Annotated in this window: 18 protein-coding genes; 9 read left to right on the top strand and 9 right to left on the bottom strand. The window is 59.3% G+C overall.

Annotated elements, in window-relative coordinates; all coding sequences use genetic code 11:
• The first annotated feature begins 4 nt into the window (after nucleotides 1-4).
• The 4 genes from BL8807_RS02470 to BL8807_RS02455 all read left to right on the top strand — a co-directional run bounded on the left by BL8807_RS02470 (nucleotide 5) and on the right by BL8807_RS02455 (nucleotide 3,656).
• Nucleotides 5-976, top strand: coding sequence for an ABC transporter permease (locus tag BL8807_RS02470; RefSeq protein ID WP_083570066.1), 972 nt, complete (start codon nucleotides 5-7; stop codon nucleotides 974-976).
• Between the two features lie 15 nt (nucleotides 977-991).
• A complete protein-coding gene (locus BL8807_RS02465; RefSeq protein WP_072723398.1) occupies nucleotides 992-1,912 on the top strand; it encodes a carbohydrate ABC transporter permease in 921 nt (306 codons plus the stop codon).
• Nucleotides 1,913-1,990: 78 nt separating this feature from the next.
• Nucleotides 1,991-2,596 (top strand): YesL family protein, encoded by a 606-nt coding sequence (locus BL8807_RS02460; protein ID WP_264298330.1) that lies wholly within the window; start codon nucleotides 1,991-1,993, stop codon nucleotides 2,594-2,596.
• 16 nt (nucleotides 2,597-2,612) lie between these two features.
• Nucleotides 2,613-3,656, top strand: coding sequence for a LacI family DNA-binding transcriptional regulator (locus BL8807_RS02455; RefSeq protein WP_072723400.1), 1,044 nt, complete (start codon nucleotides 2,613-2,615; stop codon nucleotides 3,654-3,656).
• Nucleotides 3,657-3,766: 110 nt separating this feature from the next.
• Here BL8807_RS02455 and rimM read toward each other — a convergent pair whose 3' ends face one another.
• The 4 genes from rimM to BL8807_RS02435 form a co-directional block, all read right to left on the bottom strand.
• Nucleotides 3,767-4,381, bottom strand: a complete 615-nt coding sequence (rimM, locus tag BL8807_RS02450) for a ribosome maturation factor RimM (protein ID WP_072723401.1) — start codon at nucleotides 4,379-4,381, stop codon at nucleotides 3,767-3,769.
• A gap of 29 nt (nucleotides 4,382-4,410) precedes the next feature.
• Nucleotides 4,411-4,644 (bottom strand): RNA-binding protein, encoded by a 234-nt coding sequence (locus BL8807_RS02445; protein ID WP_072723402.1) that lies wholly within the window; start codon nucleotides 4,642-4,644, stop codon nucleotides 4,411-4,413.
• Between the two features lie 16 nt (nucleotides 4,645-4,660).
• Complete coding sequence (gene rpsP / locus BL8807_RS02440; protein ID WP_072723403.1) at nucleotides 4,661-5,122, bottom strand: 30S ribosomal protein S16; 462 nt, start codon at nucleotides 5,120-5,122, stop codon at nucleotides 4,661-4,663.
• A gap of 171 nt (nucleotides 5,123-5,293) precedes the next feature.
• Entirely contained in the window at nucleotides 5,294-5,443 is a 150-nt protein-coding gene (locus BL8807_RS02435) for a hypothetical protein (protein ID WP_158217130.1), read from the bottom strand.
• Nucleotides 5,444-5,647: 204 nt separating this feature from the next.
• Between BL8807_RS02435 and BL8807_RS02430 the strand changes: the two genes are divergently transcribed.
• On the top strand, nucleotides 5,648-6,925 hold the full coding sequence (locus tag BL8807_RS02430) for an ATP-binding protein (RefSeq protein ID WP_244569481.1): 1,278 nt from the start codon (nucleotides 5,648-5,650) through the stop codon (nucleotides 6,923-6,925).
• Here the strand turns inward: BL8807_RS02430 and BL8807_RS02425 are convergent.
• Nucleotides 6,912-8,120: an endonuclease/exonuclease/phosphatase family protein gene (locus BL8807_RS02425; protein ID WP_193057490.1), complete on the bottom strand. Its 1,209-nt coding sequence runs from the start codon at nucleotides 8,118-8,120 to the stop codon at nucleotides 6,912-6,914. The genes BL8807_RS02430 and BL8807_RS02425 overlap by 14 nt on opposite strands.
• A gap of 246 nt (nucleotides 8,121-8,366) precedes the next feature.
• Between BL8807_RS02425 and BL8807_RS02420 the strand changes: the two genes are divergently transcribed.
• Nucleotides 8,367-9,314, top strand: coding sequence for a serine hydrolase (locus tag BL8807_RS02420; protein ID WP_158217129.1), 948 nt, complete (start codon nucleotides 8,367-8,369; stop codon nucleotides 9,312-9,314).
• A 160-nt stretch (nucleotides 9,315-9,474) separates the two neighbouring features.
• Nucleotides 9,475-10,428, top strand: coding sequence for a serine hydrolase (locus tag BL8807_RS02415; RefSeq protein WP_158217128.1), 954 nt, complete (start codon nucleotides 9,475-9,477; stop codon nucleotides 10,426-10,428).
• Between the two features lie 166 nt (nucleotides 10,429-10,594).
• Here BL8807_RS02415 and ffh read toward each other — a convergent pair whose 3' ends face one another.
• A complete protein-coding gene (gene ffh / locus BL8807_RS02410; protein WP_072723407.1) occupies nucleotides 10,595-12,259 on the bottom strand; it encodes a signal recognition particle protein in 1,665 nt (554 codons plus the stop codon).
• 345 nt (nucleotides 12,260-12,604) lie between these two features.
• Here ffh and BL8807_RS02405 point away from each other — a divergent pair, with 345 nt between their 5' ends.
• Nucleotides 12,605-13,510 (top strand): cation transporter, encoded by a 906-nt coding sequence (locus BL8807_RS02405; protein WP_072723408.1) that lies wholly within the window; start codon nucleotides 12,605-12,607, stop codon nucleotides 13,508-13,510.
• A 325-nt stretch (nucleotides 13,511-13,835) separates the two neighbouring features.
• Here BL8807_RS02405 and BL8807_RS02400 read toward each other — a convergent pair whose 3' ends face one another.
• From BL8807_RS02400 to BL8807_RS02390, 3 genes are read right to left on the bottom strand one after another with little or no spacing between them, the layout of a single operon-like run.
• Nucleotides 13,836-15,950 (bottom strand): glycoside hydrolase family 3 N-terminal domain-containing protein, encoded by a 2,115-nt coding sequence (locus BL8807_RS02400; protein ID WP_193057489.1) that lies wholly within the window; start codon nucleotides 15,948-15,950, stop codon nucleotides 13,836-13,838.
• Entirely contained in the window at nucleotides 15,839-16,837 is a 999-nt protein-coding gene (locus tag BL8807_RS02395; protein WP_193057488.1) for a glycoside hydrolase family 3 C-terminal domain-containing protein, read from the bottom strand. The genes BL8807_RS02400 and BL8807_RS02395 overlap by 112 nt, the downstream gene beginning before the upstream one ends.
• A 35-nt stretch (nucleotides 16,838-16,872) precedes the next feature.
• Nucleotides 16,873-17,613 (bottom strand): hypothetical protein, encoded by a 741-nt coding sequence (locus BL8807_RS02390; protein ID WP_072723410.1) that lies wholly within the window; start codon nucleotides 17,611-17,613, stop codon nucleotides 16,873-16,875.
• 235 nt (nucleotides 17,614-17,848) lie between these two features.
• Here BL8807_RS02390 and BL8807_RS02385 point away from each other — a divergent pair, with 235 nt between their 5' ends.
• Nucleotides 17,849-18,550, top strand: coding sequence for a LytR/AlgR family response regulator transcription factor (locus BL8807_RS02385; RefSeq protein ID WP_072723411.1), 702 nt, complete (start codon nucleotides 17,849-17,851; stop codon nucleotides 18,548-18,550).
• Nucleotides 18,551-18,889 lie beyond the last annotated feature (339 nt).

The raw sequence follows: 18,889 nt of genomic DNA, 5'->3' as shown, positions 1-18,889 counted from the left end.
CACCATGACAACCGCATATCAGAACGTGCCGTCGTCTGTTCCGGACGTGGCAGGCGCAAAGGCCGAACATGAACGCGAACCGTTAGTCAGGCGGCTTGCCGAGCATTTTCGCCGATACTGGCAGTTATGGGTGATGATCGCTCCGACACTGGTGTTCGTCGCGGTATTCGCCTATGTGCCGATGTGGGGCATCCAATTGGCCTTCCGCAAATTCGATCCGGACACCGGATTGGCCGGCGGTGAATGGGTGGGACTCAAATACTTCGACAAGTTCTTCCACTCGGCCCTATTCGGACAAATCATGACCAACACCATCCGCATCAGTCTGTGGACTCTGGCGATGGGATTCATCTTTCCGATCATTCTCGCGCTGTTGATCAACCAGATCGGCTCGAAACGCATCAAAGGTTTCGTGCAGACGATCACTTACATGCCGCATTTCATCTCCGTCGTGGTGATCGTCTCGATGATTAACATCTTCCTCTCTCCCTCCACGGGCATCATCGGCAGATTCTTCGGTGACGAAAGTCTGTTGGGCAGCACCACCGCTATCACCACCGTCTACTGGGTATCCGAGGTATGGCAGCATGTGGGATGGAACTCGATCATCTATTTGGCTGCGTTGTCCAGTGTGGATGTGTCGCTGTATGAAGCGGCGAAAATTGATGGCGCCGGACGTATGCAGCTGATTCGCCATGTGGATATTCCCGCCATCATGCCCACCGCGGGCATCCTGCTCATTCTCAATATGGGCAGTGTGCTGGCCGTCGGATTCGACAAAATCTACCTGCTGCAGAACGCGTTGAATTTGCCGGCGACCGAGGTGATAGCCACCTACACGTACAAAATCGGTATTCTCAACAGCCAATTCTCCTACTCTACGGCCATTGGCCTGTTCAACACCGTGGTGAACTTCCTGTTTCTTATCACCGCGAACTTTATTTCCAAGAAAGTCTCGGACACGAGTATCTTCTAGGAGCGCATCATGAGTATGACATCGACGACAACCAACGACATCCCTTGGAACAAGCCCGTGCGGCAGCATCGCAGTTTCGGTGATTGGGTCTCCACCGCAATCATCAACTCCTTGATCGCGCTGATCGTTCTCGCGGTGTTGTATCCGCTGTGGTTTGTGGTGATTTCCTCGATTTCCGATCCGACAGCGGTGTCTTCCGGAGCGGTGGGACTGTTGCCTAAGGACATCACCTTCGACGGATACATCAAGGTGTTCACCGATGCGAGCATCTGGATTGGCTATAAGAACACGTTGATCTACTCGGTGGTGGGAACCGCGTTGAACATGGTGGTCACCATCCCCGCGGCCTTTGCGCTTTCCCGACGTGAATTCAAACCGCGTCGTGTGATTCTGTTCCTGCTTTCCGTGACGATGTTCTTCTCCGGCGGTTTGATCCCCAGTTACCTGCTCTATCGGGACCTCGACATCCTCAACACGATGTGGGTGTTCATTCTGCCCGGCGCGGTGAGCGTCTACAACCTTATCGTGGCACGCTCCTTCTTCGAGACCTCCATTCCAGAGGAGCTGCACGACGCCGCGCAAATCGACGGTCTCAGCTATGGCGGATACTTCTTGCGGATCGTGTTGCCCCTGAGCTCCGCTATTCTCGCGGTGGTGGGTCTGTACTACTTCGTGGGCCATTGGAACGATTTCATGACCGGTCTGATCTACATCACCGACGACGCCAAGCAGCCGCTGCAGAATGTGTTGCAGAAACTGCTGCTCATCAACCAGAGCGAGGGCGGCGCCAACATCGGCGCGGTGGATCAGCAACGCATCGCCGATCAGATCAAATTCGGTGTGATCATCGTTTCAACGTTGCCTTTGTTGCTGTTGTACCCGTTCCTGCAGAAGTACTTCAACAAGGGCGTCATGCTTGGCGCGGTGAAGGGCTGAGAAAGGAGAACTCATATGCTTGCGCGATTCTCGCTGGTGTACGAGCGGTTCTGCCGTATCGCGGTTATGGTGTTCGTTGTGAACGTCGCCATGTTCGCGCACACGTTGCTGGGTGCCTTCGTCGTCGGTTTCTTTCCTTCCGTCGCTGCTGCGCATACTGTATACCGTGACTGGCTGCTCGCCGAGGATCGCGCTTGGAAAACCCGTCAGGTGTGGCGGCGCTTCCATTCGGCGTGGAGAACCGAGTTGAAGCCCGCCAACCTGTTCGGATGGTTTCAAGCAGCTGTGGGATTGTTGCTACTGTTCGACTACCGCGTGATGAATTGGCATGCCACCGGTGTGTTCGATTACGCGCTTGCGGGTGTGCTACTGCTGGCGATAGTGGTGTTCGTGCTGTTTTTCGACATGTCATGGGTGCTGCGCGCCCATTATGCCGAACGAGGGTCGTGGGTGGTGCGCGCGTCGCTGGCGGCGGTGATCGCTCGCCCGTTGTGCAGCGTGATGCTTGCGATGACTGCGTTCCTTACGCTGTGGGTATGGTACAACTGGCCAGGCGTGATGATGGTGTTCGGGCTGGCGTTGCCTTTCTTCTGCACCACTATGTTGGTATGTTCGTTCGCGCGACTGCCTGGAGTCCCTCGTCCTCAAGAGGCGGCACGTTCCCGTGCTGTGTCGGGGAGGTGATACGGTGGAAACCGTTATGGTCACGATCCAGGAAGTCGCCCAGGCATCGGGCGCATCGAAAACCGCCGTTTCTCTAGTACTTAATAACAAGGATGCGAAACGTGTGAATCCACAGGTCGCCGAACGTATCCGCCGTGCGGCCGAGGAACTCGGCTATCGGCCGAATTCGATCGCGCGCAGCCTGCGTACGAAGCGTACTCGAACGCTCGGCTTCATCAGCGACGAGATCGCCTCCACTCCTTTCGCCGGCAAGCTGATTCTTGGCGCGCAGGATGCTGCGCGTGACTTGGGATATGTGCTGCTCACCATCAACACTAATAACGACGCACAAATCGAGGATGAGGGCATCGCCGCTTTGCGTCGGTATGGCGTGGATGGTTTTCTGTACGCGTTCATGTACCATCGCGTGGTGCGGGTGCCGCAGTCGTTGCTGGCGCTTCCCACGGTGGTATTGGATGCGGAGGACGTGGATGGTGTGATTCCCGGGATTATGCCCGATGAGCCGCATCTGAGCTATGCCGCGACTGAGCGTTTGGTCAGTGCTGGGCGGCGACGAATTCTGTATGTGGGCACTACAGCGCCCATTCCTGCGCGGGAACAGCGTTTGTCGGGATACCGGCAGGCTATGGAGGATTCCCCCATCGGATTCGACGCTGAATTGGTGGTCGACATTAGCGACGATGTGGATGCGTTCGATGTGGCTGATGAGGCGATTCGTCGACTGCGTCCGGATGGCATTGTATGTTTCAACGACATTCGCGCCACGGTGGTTTATGACTGCATGAAAACCCAAGGGCTGGTGGTTGGAGAAGACACCGATGTCATCGGCATCGATAACCAGCCATTCATCGCGCAGATGCTCAGGCCTCGTCTGACTTCGGTGGAATTGCCTCACTACGAGATGGGATATTGGTCCGTCGCGAAATTGGTTTCGATAATCGAGGACCGTGACCCTGCCGACCTAGTGTTGCCTGAACAACTGGGCGAAATGCCGTCGCTCACGCAATCCCACGCGTTGGCCTATGGCAAGGTCATCGACAAACAATCCGTGCGAATGTAATCCGCCCGCCATGCGATGGTTCTGACTGTTGCACGATTCCAATGCATTGCGGAGTCAGATTTTGCACGATTCCAAGGTCAAATGGAGTCGAAATTTGCACGATTCCAAGTTTAGAGGCCGGGAATCAGGCCTCCGGGCGGGTCTAGGGTGAGGTATTGTTCGTTGAGGTCGATGTCGGGGACGATCGCGCCCACGAAGGGCACGAGCGCGGTTTTCTCCACCACTTCCTCGCCGCTGGAGTTCGTGCCGGTCACCACAGGTTCGCTCAGGCGGATCTTGAGCAGCGACTGGGCCGGTCCGTCGATCACGTCCACAACCTTGCCAACCACCTGGTCTGCGGGCAGGCCCAAGCCGTTGCCCTCGGCCAGACGCGCCTCAAGTCCGATCAGGTCTTTGGAATACCATTCGTCGGCTTCGAGCATCTCTTCCGGATCGTCGGCCTCGCCGTAGAGTTCCACGCCGTTGATCGCCTCGGAGGCGTCGCGGTCGTCCACATCGAAGAATTTGATGATCCAACGGTCCTTGAACGTGCGGGACCATTCGACCACATATTCCTCCTCGCCGTCCTTCGTGTACAGCACGGAGTCGGGGGAGAAGCGGTATTCGGGATCGTCCGTGAACAGCCGCACGGTGACTTCGCCTTTGAGTCCCTGCGCGCGGCCGATACGACAGACCCTCAACAGCTCGCGCTGCTGAGGGTCGTCGGACATGTTCTGTTGCGCCATGCCTGGAAAACCTATTCTGTTCGTCTCGGTCAGCGACGCACGTCCATGATGTCGACGCGCACCTTGTGATCGGCAAGAGCCTGGACCACGGTGCGGATCGCATTGGCGGTACGACCATTGCGGCCGATCACACGGCCGATATCCTCCGGGTTCACGCGCACGCGAAGCAGTTCGCCGCGCGCGTTCTCGTGGGACTTGACGGAGACATCGTCGGGAAAATCAACGATGTTCTTGATGAGGTGTTCCACAGCTTGGGCAAGCATGATCAGTGCCTTTCACTCACTCGGCGTCGGCCGGAGCTTCTTCAGCGGCTTCCTCGGCCGGAGCTTCAGCGGCGGCGGCAGCCTCGGCCTCGGCCTTGGCCTTCGCGGCGGCTTCGGACTTGGCGGCCTTCAGCTTCTGGGCCTGGGATTCGACGGCCTCCACGCGGGCGGCCGCATCCGGGCCGGCCTCAACGGTCTTCAGCGTGCCTTCGGCACCCTCAAGGCCCTTGAACTTCTGCCAGTCGCCGGTGATCTTGAGCAGGGCGAGCACGGGCTCGGACGGCTGAGCGCCGACGCCAAGCCAGTACTGGGCGCGCTCGGAGTCGATCTTGATGGTCGAGGGCTGGGTGTTCGGGTTGTAGGTACCGATCTCCTCGATGACCTTGCCGTCACGCTTGACGTGAGAATCGGCCACGACCACGCGGTAGAACGCGTAGAACTTCTTGCCCTGTCGCTTCAGACGAATCTTGGTTGCCAAAATGGCTCTCCTTATAGTGTTGGTTTGTGCGTTATGGCTGCTGTGTGGGGCACGGCAAACCGATAACCCACGCGTTCCTCGCAAGCCGGGGTGTAGAGGGCGCCACGGAATGCGAATAACTGGGACATTATAACTCCACTCCCCGGACGCGCAAAACGCGGGAGGCTGGGGCTACCACACGTAGGCCGGCTCCTCGTTGGTGACGATCGCACGCATCGTGGCCGTCACGGCGAGATGGTCGGTGGTGGTGATTGCAAACGATTCGACATGCGTGAGTGTGATGCCGCGCGTGAGCAGTGGTGACCGCATGAATGTGGGCAAAGGTCTCCGCGAGGGATTTATTTTTGTGAATGATGGGTCTCAATTATTATGATATTTTGTTAATATTTCTAGGAATATATTGTATATTTCTGTCAAAACCTACTGATTTCAATACGTGAGGCGGTGGTGTGATTGTTGCGAAGAAGTGCCTATCGTCAGCTGATGGACTGGAAGCGATTGAAAACCCAACAGGGACTTTTGATCATGGGCGCTCGTCAGGTGGGAAAGACCACATTGGTGCGGGAGTTCGCAGCCAATGAGTACCAACGTCTGGCGGAAGTGAATTTCATCGAATCACCTCAAGCCGCGGATACGGTGAGCAAAGCGTCCGATGCGAAAGATCTGCTGCTCAGACTGTCGATATTGGCGGGAACGGAGATTGTCCCCGGTGAGACGCTATTGTTCCTCGATGAGATTCAGGCTTGCCAAGATGTGCTGACATGGGTGAAATTCCTCGTTGAAATGCGTGATCTGGACATTGTGCTGTCCGGTTCCATGCTTGGCGTGGATTTGTTCAATGTGCGTTCACTGCCGGTTGGTTTTTTGCAGACCATGGTGATGAAACCCCTTGATTTCTTTGAGTTTTGCGACGCATGCGGACTTCCTAGCTCGGCTCTGTTTACTATGCAGGAATGTTTCTTCTCCCACTGCGAGGTTCCTGACTACCTACACGAGAAGCTGACGGATTTATGGTACAAATACCTACTGGTCGGCGGTATGCCTGATGCGGTGCAGGCTTTTGTGGATTCGTCCGATCTCAATAGGGTGCGCAATGTGCAGAAGGCCATTGTCGATCTCTACGAACTCGATATCACCAAATATGTTCCTGATTTGGTGGAGCGCCGGCATATCAAGACCATCTACGAGTCCATCGTGAATCAGCTCAACGCGCCGAATAAGCGGTTCAAATTCACCAAGCTGGGGAACGGCAGTCGGTTCGTTCATATGCGAACGGCTTTTGATTGGCTGGCGAATGCGGGTATCGCACTGCCGACACTGAAGGTTCAGGAGCCTCGTTATCCCATGGGAGACCATGCGAGCGAGAATTCGTTCAAACTGTATTTGAACGATGTGGGGCTGTTGACCTCGCAATTGATGCGTGAAGTGGACCTGGAGATACTCAATCGACGTTCCAGTATGAACTACGGTTCAATTTTTGAAAATGCGGCTGCCCAAGAGCTTTTCGCCAAAGGATATGAGTTGTTCTACTACAATCAAGGCAATATAGGCGAAGTGGATTTCCTCTTGCAAGACGCAAGAGGAGGTGTGTCCCTATGCGAGATCAAATCAGGGAAAGACTACACGCGGCATCGTGCCATGAATAATCTTTTGGACACGCAAAATTATGAATTCTCGCACGCTTGGGTATTCCATGACGGAAATGTCGAGCGCAAAGGTGTTGTGGAATATTTGCCCATTTACATGTTGGCATGCCTTGACCCCTCGATGACGGCATCAGCCAGCGACGTCACTGCGTTATAAGTGTGGCCGTCACGGCGAGATGGTCGGTGGTGGTGATCACGAAGGATTCGACATGCGTGGGCGTGATGCCCGGCGTGACCAGCACATGGTCGAGTTCGATGCGCGGCCACGGCAGCCATGAGGGGAAGGTGAGATTGGGGCCGTGCGCGTAGGCGAGGCTCGCGTCCGTGAAACCGGATTTGAGCAACGCGCGGAAGCTCGGGTGGTCGGTTCCGGAGTTGAGGTCTCCCATCACCACGGCGATATCGCCCCCGCTTTCCGTCGCGTCGGCCAGCGCGCCCAATCCGCGGATGCCGGCGCTCCACTGGGGGCATCCGCGCATCGGGGATTTCGGATGCGCCGACGCGAACGTGATGTACCGACGGGCCGGCGCGACGTTCGGCTCGCTTTCGTCCGCCGGCTCGATGCCGTCGGTATCGTCGGTCTCGACGGCTGGGGTCTCGTCTTCGTCGCGCGACAGCGGAATGGTGACTGCGGGGACGTCCGCCGCGGGGATATCGACCGCGTCGGACGTGGCGCTGGCCGGCTCGTACGCGGTCCAGATGCCGTTGAACCCGCCGTTGTCGGTGTCGCGTTCCTCGCCCAGCTGGCGGTAGGGGAGCAGTTCGGCGAGACCCTCCTCGTCAAGCGCGGCGACGAGTCCTCCGGTGAGCTCCTGCAAGGCGAGCACGGTGATGTTCCGTTCGCGCACCTCGCGCACGATATGCGCGGCATCGGCCCGGCCGAACCGACAGTTCAGCGTCATCACCGCGAACGGTTGGCCGCAGGCGAGACGCTGACTTCCGTTCGCGCGGCTCGACGGGAATGCGTCGGACGCGCAGGCCATCGATGTTTCACGACCTGTTTCACAGTCGTCCAAACTCGTTTCACGAGATGTTTCACGCATATTGGCGGACGCGAGGACCGCGGCGCTTTTGGCCGGACGCGCCGCCGAAGGCTTCATATCGTATCCGGAACCTTGATACTGCAAGCGTCGCGACGAGGCGGTCAGCGCCAACACCAGCATGGCGCCCACAATGCCCCACTCGTGCAGAATGGCCGCCCACACGGCCAAGGCGACCAGCGGAATCCAAAGAAAAGGAATCAGCGCGATGAGGTACGGCATCGGCATATGCCCCTCCCAGCCTGCCGGCAGCACGCTGAGCGCGATCCATACGGCCGCAATCACCCACAGTACGGAAAACAGCACTATCACTACGACTCCTTTTGCCGGACGCATCGTCCATCACATCTCGCCGCCCTATTGTAGGCGAACCGTCGTATGGAGGAATCAGCCGGCGGCATGGACGATACGCGTCCGCGCGAGGTCGCAACCGGACTGGTCCGCCGGATCCACCGGTCTTGAGATGCGCCGAACGGTTGGTATTCCGCGCTGTTATCGTGGATGGAGGAGGCATCGTATGGCGGAGGTGCGTGGGTGATGGAGGAAAGTCGTATCGATATGCCGCGTTCGCGAAAGGCGGTGCGGCGTCGTGTGGCGGTGGCGCTGTCGCTGGTGTTGGCGATCGTCGCGGTGCTCGTGGCGTATGGCGTCTGGGAGACAACCGCGGACCCGGACCAGCGCGACGCGGCCGCGGGCGGCACGACGGCGCAAGCCGAGGATTCGGACGGCGGCTGGACATCGGTCGGGGACCATGAGGCGCAGGCCGTGCCGGAGGTCTCGCAGTGGACCGAGCAATCCACCCAGGCTGCCCAAGAGGCGGCGGAAGCGGTATCCTCCGTGGTGGTGCCGCAACTGGACGCGCTGTTCGCCGGCGCGGAGTACGCGGTGAAGGTGGTGGACCTCGCCGACCGCACCGTGCCCGTCTCCGTCAACGAGAATGAGATCTATGCCTCCGCCAGCACCTACAAACTGTATGTCGCCCACTCCATGCTGAGCGCGTTGGACGCCGGCACGGTGACGTGGGATTCCGCGCTCAACGGCACCACGCTGCGCGAATGCTTCGCCCTGATGATCGAAATCTCCGACAACGACTGCGCGCAGGCGTGGATGGACAATGTGGTCCCGCGCGATGAGGTGAACGCCCTGGCGGCCTCCATAGGCGCCACGAGCACGAGATTCGCCAAAGACGAGGTGACCACCACCACCGCGGCGGATCTGGCCACCATACTGACGGGAATCTATGACGGCACGCTGATGTCCGCCTCCTCGAACGAGGTGCTGATCGACGCGTTGGAATCGCAGATCTACAGGGATGGCATCCCCGCGGGCATAGGCGAATCGGGTGTCGTGGCCGACAAGGTCGGGTTTTTGTATGGGTATCTTAACGATGCTGGCATTGTCTATAGCGATAAGGGCGATTATGTGTTCGTGATTCTGACGAATAATTCCTCGTGGGCGGCGATCGCGGAAGCCACCGCCATCATCTACGACGCGTTGCCCGCATAGGAGCGGACGGGCGCGGGGCTTTCGGGAAATTCCCAAGATCGAGGAAGGGGATTTTCAGCGTCGTGCCATGATCCGCTGTGATTCGCCGTCTACTGTCGGGGCTGACCGAAGCGGCGGCTCCGCCGCGCGTAGCAGACAGACAGTAAAGGATCGTCGAACCATGCGTCAGCCGAGCAGACACCGTAGCAGCGCCAGTCATGGGATGCGGTCGTATCGGCGGGCTGTGGCGGTTGTCGTGCTGCTGGCGGCCGGCGTGATCAGCGCCATGTGGATGTCGATATCGTACGCGGGGAGCCTTGACGAGGATCTCGCCGTCGAGCAGGAGACGACGGACGAGGATGGCGACTCGACGGATGACGACTCGTCGTTGCGGAAGCAATCCGTCACCTCCACATATCTGCTCGAACAGAAGCAAGAGGAGGCGGCCGCGGCCTTGTCCGCCGAAGTGCAGGAGGAACTGGACGGCGTGTTCGCCGGCGCGGAATACGCGGTGGACGTCGTGGACCTTTCAAGCGGGGCCACCTCCATCGAAATCAACGCGGACGAGGTGTTCGTCTCCGCCAGCACCTACAAACTGTACGTCGCCTACTCCATGCTGAGCGCGGTGGACAGCGGCACGATGACGTGGGAATCGGAACTCAACGGCACCACGTTGGGCGAATGCTTCGCCCAGATGATCGAGATCTCCGACAATGCGTGCCCGGAGGCGTGGCTGTACGACGTGAGTTCGCGGGACGAGGTGACCGCGCAGGCGCACTCCATCGGCGCCACCAGCACCGCGTTCGTCGACGGGCAGGCGGCCACCACCACCGCGTCCGACTTGGCGACCATGCTGACCGGCGTGTATGAGGGCACATTGCTGTCCCAGTCGTCGAGCGAGACGCTGATCGACGAGATGATGTCGCAGGTGTACCGCGAGGGCATACCGGCCGGCATCGGAGACGCGGGCGTTGTGGCCGATAAGGTCGGGTTTTTGTATGGGTATCTTAACGATGCGGGCATCGTCTATAGCGATAAAGGCGATTATGTGTTCGTGATTCTGACGAATAATTCCTCGTGGGCGGCGATCGCCGAGGCCACCGCCATTATCTACGACGCGCTGCCGGAGGCGTAATCGGGTCTCAGTTGAGTTTGGTGTGTCGGTTTTGCTCAACCAGGCCGATTTCTCACACCAAACTCTTGAATCAATCGTTTTACATAGACAGGGCTTGAGAGCCTGACACACCAAACTCGCAATCGCTGGATTTGAGGTATGGCGATTGCGAGTTTGGGAGTGTTTATCAGCGGCCGAACAGCCCGCCGATGCCGCCGCCGAGATTCGGAGGCAGGTCGGGCGTGCCGTTGCCGGCCGCGTCTCCCATCAGCTCATCCAAACCGGCGGGAAGGGCCGGGTTCTGCGGCTTCTTGGCGAACGCTGAGCCGCCGGACGCGCCGTCGGAGGGCTTACCGGCCAGACGGTCGCGCAACGCCTTCTCCTCGGCCTCGCGCTTCATCGGATTGCCGGACTTCGAACCCTTCTTCTTGTTCTTGCCCTTGCCTTTTTTGCCGCCGCCCATCGCCGGGCCGCCGAAGCCGGGGATGCCGCCGCCCATACCGGACTTGTTGCTCATCCGCTTCATCATCTTCGCGGCCTGCTCGAAACGCTGCAGCAGCGCGTTCACCTGTGAGACGGTCACGCCGGAACCATAGGCGATGCGGGCACGGCGCGAGCCATCGATGATCTTCGGGTCGCGGCGTTCGGCCGGGGTCATCGAACGGATGATGGCCTCGGTGCGGTCGATCTCACGCTCGTCGAACTGCTCCAGCTCCTTGCGGTGCTGCGCCATGCCCGGCATCATGCCCAGCAGGCTTTTCATCGAACCGAGCTTGCGCACCTGCTGCAGCTGGTCGAGGAAGTCATCGAGGCCGAAGGAGCCCTCGGAGATCTTCGCGGCGGCCTTCTTGGCCTCCTCCTCGTCGAACTGGCGCTGCGCCTGCTCGATCAGGGTCATGATGTCGCCCATGTCGAGGATGCGCGAGGCCATGCGGTCCGGGTGGAACACCTCGAAATCCTTGAGGCCTTCGCCGGTGGACGAGAACAGGATCGGCTTGCCGGTCACGCTCGCCACCGACAGGGCCGCGCCGCCGCGGGCGTCGCCGTCGAGCTTGGAAAGCACCACGCCGGTGAAATCCACGCCCTCGTCGAAGGCCTTCGCGGTCTGCACCGCGTCCTGGCCGATCATCGCGTCGATCACGAACAGAATCTCATCGGGCTGCACGGCATCGCGGATGTCGCGGGCCTGCTTCATCAGCTCCTCGTCCACACCCAAACGGCCGGCGGTATCGATGATCACCGTGTCATACAGCTTCTGCTTGGCCAGCGCGACCGCGTCGCGCGCCACCTTCACCGGATCGCCCGTGGTCTGGCCGGGGGAGGCCACCGCCTCGCCGCCATCGGACTGCACGCCCTTCTCCGGCGCGTACACCGGCACGCCGGCGCGCTCGCCCACCACCTGCAGCTGCGTCACCGCGTTCGGACGCTGCAAGTCGGCCGCCACCAGCAGCGGCGTGTGACCGCTGTCCTTGAGCCAGTAGCCCAGCTTGCCGGCGAGCGTCGTCTTACCGGCGCCCTGCAGACCGGCGAGCATGATGACGGTCGGCGGATTCTTCGCGAAGTTCAGCGGACGGTCCACGCCGGCGCCGAGCACTTCGGTGAGCTCCTCGTCCACGATTTTGACGACCTGCTGCGCCGGATTGAGCGCCTGCGACACCTCGGTGCCCAGCGCGCGCTCGCGGATGCGCGCGGTGAAGGAACGCACCACGTCGAGCGCCACATCGGCGTCGAGCAGTGCGCGGCGGATCTCGCGGATCGTGCCGTCGATATCCGCTTCGGAAAGCTTGCCCTTGCTCTTCAAATGCTTGAACGCATTCGAGAGCCTATCAGTCAAAGAACTAAATGCTGCCATAATGCGCTCCAGTCTAGCCGTGACGCGGGAAAAGCGCACGCCAGGCGAATTCGGGAAACCGGCGGGCCGAATGAGGTGGACTCGCGGGTGCATGGTCCGCGGCCACCGTTCTTCCACCGAATCCGCTTTCCGCTGATTGGGGCTCGCCGCACGCTTCGGGCCGATACCATGGAAAGAGTAAACCTCAGTGGTAGTGCGAATTGTTGATTGAACTTCGATTTTCGGTTCCGTACATATCGCTGGACACCCCTTATCGCAGACATGCCGTGCGCCGGCGCACCCGTCCACGATGTGATGGGCCGCGTTGCTGCAATGCAGACTGCCATGCAATATGGAGGCCCACCGATGCAACATAAGCAGATAGAACGCAAAGCCCTGACCGTGGGGCTGGTCGTCAACATTTTGATGGTCGCCGCCGGCGTCATCGTCTTCTTCATCACCGGCCTGAAGGCCATGTTCCTCGACACCGCCTATACCGCCATCTCCGTAGGCTCCGGACTGGTGGCGATCGCGCTGTCCTCGCACACCGTGCGCACCACCGAACGCTACCCCAACGGACGGTTCGCGTTGGAACCGATCTACGCGATCTGCAAGGCGGTGTTCACCCTCACCTTGCTGCTGTTCACCCTGATCGACACCGCGCAGATGGCCTATGATTACTTCGCCTATGGAATCGGCGAGCGTACCGCCTTCGGCCCGGTGGTGGTGTACGAGGCCATCACCGTGCTTTCCTGCCTGGGATTGTGGCTGTACTACCGTCGCGAGAACCATTCGATTCGTGGGGCGAGCACCATGCTGGTCGCCGAGGAGAAAAGCACGTTCATCGACGGCGCGATTTCGCTGGGCATCGGCGCGGCCGCGGTGCTCCTCGTGTTCCTGCCGGATGGCACGCCGCTCGACTTCCTGCATTACACGGGCGACTTCTTCATCACCCTGCTGATCGTGCTTGCCGTGGTCAAGGAGCCTTTCGGAGTGCTGTACGGCGCGTACGTCGAGCTGATCGGCGGCGTGCATGAGGATGACGAGACATACGCTTTCGTCGAGGAGACCGCGCAACGTCATCTGCCGGACGGCACGGAGTACGATCGCACGCTGATTTTCAAAACCGGAATGAACTACACCATCGACGTCTACCTCGCCGGCACAGGAGAGACCATCGACGTCGACAACCTCGTGGCTTGCAAGCGCGCTCTCGAACGTGAACTCACCCGCCGCCTGCACATCGTCGACGTCGACTTCGTCTTCGACTAAATCGCCCGTCGCTGCGCGCCGTATGCACCGTCCGTTGCGATTTCACCATCGCCTCAACCCCGCGCGCGTTCAACCGCCCGTCGCTGTGCGCCGTCCGTTGTGATACCCCCGTCGGATTGTGCCGTGAAACACGACCGAATGGGATGTTTCACGAGCACTCCTGCGATACCCCCGTCAGGAAGTGCCGTGAAACACGCTTGAACGCGGTGTTTCACGACACAATCCGACGGGGGTATCGCAATAGGGGCCGTAAAGGTCATGGCGTTCGGTTCGTTCGAGCCAGTCGATTCGAACGAACCGGTTGGGACATTTGAGTGGTTGACACTCAGACTGTGGAGATCATCTGGGAATCGATGTAGAAATACAGTCCGATTCCAGCGGCGGCGAGAACGACCACGACCGCGCCAAGGATGATCAGTCCGCGCATGAGCTTCGCGCGTTTCTGTTCCGCGGTCAGCACAGGGGCTTCAAGGCGGGACCTGCGAATGACGAACCATTCGCCGACAGCCAAGGCGAGAGCCGCTAGCACGTCGATCGCGATCAGGATCACCTGGTATACCGCCATATTGCCGGCGGAGAGGTTGCTGCCTCGGGTGATGCCGTTCATCGCCGCGCTGTTGCCGAATGCGTACAAGGTATGCTTCGAGGCCTCGCGCAAGGCGTTGCGCACTCGGTTGGACTTCGTGTCGCTCAGCTTGTTCTGACCGGTGGTCAACTGAAGATCCGTGCCCGCGGACAGGCACATGTCATTCACCGCCTCTGGTGAGACATTGGCCGCGTCGGTGATCACCGTACCCGTGAAGCCCCACTCGACGCGCAGCAGCGACGTGAGCAGCGCGTAATAGCCGCGCGTGTAGCGGAAGCCCAGACGGTTCATCGAATCCATCAGACCGTTGGCGTTGCCCTCCTTGATGGACATCTCAAACGGTTTGAGATAGATTTCGCGAATCGTCTGTTCGTTGGCCCAAGTGGCCACGGAACTGCGGTTCGTCTCCTGCTCGTTCAGCGCGAAGTGCTTGATGTAGGTCACCAGACCCTTCGAGGTGGCGCCCAGGCATTCGGCGGTACCCATCGCGCCGGAGAGCATCGGATCCTCGGAATAGTATTCGAAGCCACGTCCGCCGAACGGGGTGCGGTGCATGTTCATCGCAGGGGCATACCAGCCCACCGTGTTGGAGCGCAGACCGTCCTCGCCCACCAGTTCGCCCATCTGCTGGGCGAGATCCACATTCCATGTGGAGGCGAGCATGTAGTCGGTGCTGTAGTTGAAGCTGCCCCAACCACTCATGAAATTGGCCAGACCAGCCGGACCGTCGGTATCGGCGGTGGCGGGCTTGTTGACGCTTTCGATCATCGGGGTGTTGAAGCCGGACTTGTTGTACAGCAGGTGCATCTCGCTGACCTTGAGCTCGTCGAGCAGCTGTTCCCACTGCGGATCGTCGTAATCGAGGCCAACCATGTCCACCAGTTCCAGGCCACGGTCAGTATCGACGGTGACGTCATCGTTGTTGTCGGCGTCCGCCGGACGTCCGGAGGCTTCCCAGCCGGTGGCGTCGATGTTGGCGATCAGCTCATCGTCGGCCTCGTGCGTCGGGTACGTCACGCCATCCTGCACGGCGGTGGAGGTGGAGTAGGCGATGCCGTTGTCATCCATCATCGTCCAGTTGGAGCGGGTCAGATATTCGGCGTCCTCGGCGAGGGCGTCATCGAACAGGTTCGTGACCGTGGCGCCGGTGGCGTCGTCGGTGTCCAGCGTGCGCAGGGCATCGACCTCATAGGATGCGACCATATCGGCGCTCGCCGAATCGTCATCGACGTCGTAGCCCTTGGCCGTCAGCATATTGTTCACCGCCTGATGGGCGTCACGTGCGGCGGTCACATAGTAGGTGCCCTCGTCCATGATGTAGGTCTGAGCGCCTTGGGCATCGTAGGATTTCATGTCGTCGACGTCGAACGTGGCGGTGACGGTCTGCGTCTCGCCGGGCTCGAGCAGATCGGTTTTGGCAAAGGCGGCCAATTCCACCGCCGACTTCTCCACGCCGTTGTCGCGATCATAATCGGTGTAGGGCGACTGGAAATAAACTTCGAGCACGTCCTTGCCCGCCGCGTCTCCCGAATTCTCCACGTCAACGGAGACGGTGATGACGCCGTCCTGTTCGCTCATGGTGTAGTTGGACCATGTGAAATCCGTATAGGACATGCCGTAGCCGAAGGGGAACGCGACCTCCTGCTCGTAGTCATAGTCTCCGACGTTGTCGGTGCCCATGATCGAATCCTCGTAGCGGGTCTCATAGTAGCGGTATCCGACGTAGATGCCTTCGGAATACGTCACATAGGTATATCCATCGCCGATGATGTTGCCTTGGTCATCCACATACCGGCTGTTGCCGAAGTTCTGCATCGCAGGGGACGAGAACACGTCGTAGACCTGTGTATCCACGAGTTTGCCGGAGGGATTGTCTTCGCCGGAAAGCACCTTGCCCAGAGCCCGAGGCCATACGCGCCGGTGGGGCCCATCCACAGGCAGGCATCCACGCCGTATTCCGCCTGATCCAGGAATCCCATCTCGAACGGGTTGGCGGCGTTGATGACTACGACGACCTTATCGAAACCGGCTTGCGCGATGCCGGCAAGCATGCTTTCCTCTTCGTCGGTCAACTCGAGGTAGCTTTCATCGGCGGAACCGCCGAACTGTTCCATGGAAGTGGCCAAATCGCCGCCTTCGCCGCCGGTGCGACCGATGACCATGATCGCCGCGTCCGTGTAGCCGTCGAATGTGGAACCCATATCGGCGTTCACCGTATCCCACGGCTGTTCGTTCACCGACCAGTCGCCGTTGGAGCTGCCGCCGCCGCGGCTGATGCCGTCATCCTTGTAGTAGTTCCAAACGTCCTCGTTCACGGTGAAGCCGGCGTTTTCCAGCGACCATTTGACATCGACGTAGGCGAAATCCTCCGTGCCGATGGCGCTGGAGCCGGTGCCGTTGATCAGCCATTCCGTCGAGGCCTCGCCGAATACGGTGACGCTCGAGCCGGCGTCAAGCGGCAGCGCACCTTCGTCGTTCTTCAATAGCACGGTGCCTTCTGCCGCGATATCCCGCGACAGTTGCAGCTGGGCCTGTTCCAGTTCCTCGTCTGAGCTGAACGAGGTTCGATAGAGATTGCCGTCGGCGTCGATGGACACGCTCGATGAATCGCCCACCGTGCCGAGCACCAGACGTAGTGCGCCGTCCCAATAGAGCGCCACCATGTTCAACGCCACCAGAGCTGCGACGATGGCCGCGAAGATGGCGTTCATTATCGCGAAATGCTTTTTATTCTTAATCATTGCGTAATCCTTGTGATGAATGCTGTGTTGTGGAATCACTCGACCGGGTCGTCGTCCGAGGTGTCTCCCGCCGGGTATTCGAAGGTGTAATCCTCCATATTCACCGTCACGGTTTGCGGTTCGTTGCCGCTATCGGCGAACGGCTGAAGCACGGGGCCTCCGAATCTGAGGCTGATATCGCCGGCTGTGCCCTCCTCGCCTGTGCGCACCATGAAATCGCAGCTCTCGTCCTTGTTGAAGGAGTAGTATCCGTCGCCTTCATAATCCACATACGACCAGTATTCGGGGGTTTCCAAGGTGACTTCCATATCGTCGTTGGTCCATGTGCCGTAGAACATCGCGATGCGATGGATGCCCTTGGACCCCACATAGAAATCCTTGGTGAGCTCGTAGCGTTTGGTGGTGGAGGTGTCGATGTACGGCTTGGCGGTGGCGATGTCGCCGCGGTCGCTGTCGGCGTTGTCGGTCAGCACCAGGGTGTTGCGTTCGAACAAAGTGTTGGTGTTGCCATAGCCCATCTCCAATGAGGAGACGTATCCGGCCATGCCTTCGCTGTTCACATAATTGGTGAATACGCCGGTGGAGAATTCGGTGCTGACTGCGGTGTCCGTGTTCTGCTGGTCGTCGGTCTGGGCTCCGCAGCCGCCCAGAGCGCCCACCGCGAGCGCAAGCGAGAGAATGGCTGCCGCGGGTTTCAATGCGAGTTTCATGAGGTCCTTCTTGTCTCGTAGCCGGTATTGGTTGATGATGGCGTACGCGGTGCCGAGGAGTGCCATCTCCTTTCCGTTCTCCTGTTCGGCTTCGGTGCCGCGTATGACGTTGCCGCTTTACGAATGCGAGGGAAGCGTGCCATCAACGTCGTTTGCCCTCAACGTATGCGTCGGATGAGGCCCGTCTCAACGCGTAGTGCATAATCGGTCGTTTGGTTTACGCGATGAGCAGCCGTAGGCCCCGTTGTCCTGCTGCGTTCCCATTACCATGGAATTCAAGGAGACGAAGGAGTGTTCTGTCATGTTCAATGTTGCGATAGTGGACGATGACGCGGCGGATGCGCGCTGGCTGCGCGCCTGCGCGGAACGGTGGGCCAAGGAAAGTGGCGAGGATGTCGTCTGCACCGTATTCGAGAGCGCTTTGGCGTTTTTGAACGTGAGGCATTCGCCCTTCGATATCGTGTTCATGGACATCGAAATGCCTCATCTCGACGGCATGGAAGCCGCGCGCCGTATGCGTGAGTTGGATTCGCGCACCTGTCTGATCTTCGTGACGAGCATGGCGCAGTACGCGATCAAAGGCTATGAGGTCGATGCCATGGATTTTGTGGTGAAACCGGTCTCCTATCCGCAGTTTCGGTTCAAAATGGACAAGGCCGTCGCCTATGCGCGCAAAATGCGTCGGCGTGAGTTTGTGCTGCAATCCAAAAACGGACTGATTCGGTTACCGGAATCCGATATCCAATACGTCGAGGTCTTTCAGCACCGACTGCGCTACCATACGACTCGCGGCGTGCTGGAGGGGTGGGGCACTTTAAGCCAGACGGAGCAGCGCTTGGAGGCGGGACGATTCGCCCGCTGCCATGCCAGTTATCTGGTGAATCTTATGCATGTGAATGAGGTGCGCGGTGACGTGGTCGTCGTTTCCGGCGATGAATTGCCGTTGACCCGTCGCAAGAAAAAGGAATTCATGGATGCGTTGGTTCGATTTATCGGCTCGTGATAGGAGCACGTTATCCGGAACAGCTGAGGGAGGTGCGTGTTGACGGAGATGCTGGTGACGGTATGGGATTGCCTGACGAATTTCTCGGTTGCGCTGTTCGTGGTGGAATTGCTGATGGCCATGCGGGCAAGACGGCGGTCGTTGTTCTGGGTCAGGATGCTGGTGTGGACACCGTTCGTCACCATCCCCGTAGGGTATTGGTTGGCGACGGGATCGTATTTCTACATGTTGCCGTGGTTCCGTATTGGCTGGTATCCATGGATATTCACCGCTCTTATGGCGGTTTCGGCGCTGTTGCTTTGGTGCTGTTTCGAAATGTCCGCGACAAGGGCGTTGTTC

Source organism: Bifidobacterium lemurum (genome assembly GCF_014898175.1).
GTDB lineage: Bacteria > Actinomycetota > Actinomycetes > Actinomycetales > Bifidobacteriaceae > Bifidobacterium > Bifidobacterium lemurum.
The sequence above is the reverse complement of the archived record's forward strand: the minus strand, read 5'-3'. Positions and strand labels throughout refer to the sequence as shown.